This window comes from Synechococcus sp. R55.7 (assembly GCF_047461955.1).
Taxonomy (GTDB): Bacteria; Cyanobacteriota; Cyanobacteriia; order Thermostichales; family Thermostichaceae; genus Thermostichus.
This window is the reverse complement of the sequence record NZ_JANSIC010000406.1, coordinates 1-931: the sequence shown is the minus strand read 5'-3', so window position 1 is coordinate 931 and position 931 is coordinate 1. Positions and strand designations below refer to the sequence as shown.

General features: G+C 53.2%; 2 protein-coding genes. One reads left to right on the top strand and one right to left on the bottom strand.

The annotated features are described in order from the left end of the window. Window positions 1-206: 206 nt before the first annotated feature. Window positions 207-353, bottom strand: a complete 147-nt coding sequence (locus NW820_RS12800) for a hypothetical protein (protein ID WP_011430273.1) — start codon at window positions 351-353, stop codon at window positions 207-209. A gap of 201 nt (window positions 354-554) precedes the next feature. Here NW820_RS12800 and NW820_RS12795 point away from each other — a divergent pair, with 201 nt between their 5' ends. Next, window positions 555-854, top strand: a complete 300-nt coding sequence (locus NW820_RS12795; protein WP_011433206.1) for a ferredoxin — start codon at window positions 555-557, stop codon at window positions 852-854. The last annotated feature ends 77 nt before the right edge of the window (window positions 855-931 follow it).

Here is a 931-nt window from a genome sequence, read left to right as displayed (position 1 = left end):
TTAGAGAACCAAGTGACTTCAACAGCCACTTATGCGTTTTTCCGTTCATTTTTCTCCTCTTAACCAAAAAAGTAGGGTTCGGCTGAACACTTCCCTTAACTTACCCGATCAACCAACCCGAAGCAACTGAGAAGGCTAAGGGCTTGATACTCGGATGGGAGACGCACACACGCCTGTGTCAGCGGTTGCTCTGGTTACTCCGTAAATCATACAGTCAGATCCGCCCAACTTGGCAAGTCTTGCCATTTTTTTTCCAGGTGCAACCCAGGAGCTACAGGGATCCCTGCCAAGTCCAAGTTGAACAGAGAGGATTGCGGAAGAATGACCGGTGGGATCTGCGGCAGTTCTGCCATCGGAGCCGAGGTTCACCCTTCATGCAGACGCTGCGGGCTAACAGCCCTCTTGAGCAGCCAGAACCCTTACCCGGCAAGCTTTCCCGGATCCACCTGCAAAAAACCGGAAGATTTGCCTATTTCCTCACAAAAGGGTGCTTGATCTGGGGCAGAAGGGTGGCAGGATGAGGAGTGGATGTTTTTTCTGGAGACCCAACCAGGATGGCTACCTATAAGGTCACTCTGATCAACGAGGAGCAAGGCTTGAACGTCACCATCGATGTGCCGGACGATGAGTACATTTTGGACGTGGCGGAAGAGCAAGGGATCGAGCTGCCCTATTCCTGCCGCGCCGGTGCCTGTTCGACCTGTGCCGGCAAGCTGGTGAGCGGCACAGTGGATCAAAGCGATCAGTCCTTCCTGGACGATGATCAGATCGAGCAGGGCTATGTGCTGACCTGTGTGGCTTACCCTACCTCCGACTGCACCATCATCACCCACCAAGAAGAAGCCCTTTACTGATCGAGCTTGAATTTCCGTCCTCACCCCCGGCCCCTCTTTATTAAAGAGAGAGGGGTTTTTGTTTTGGGTGGCCCAAG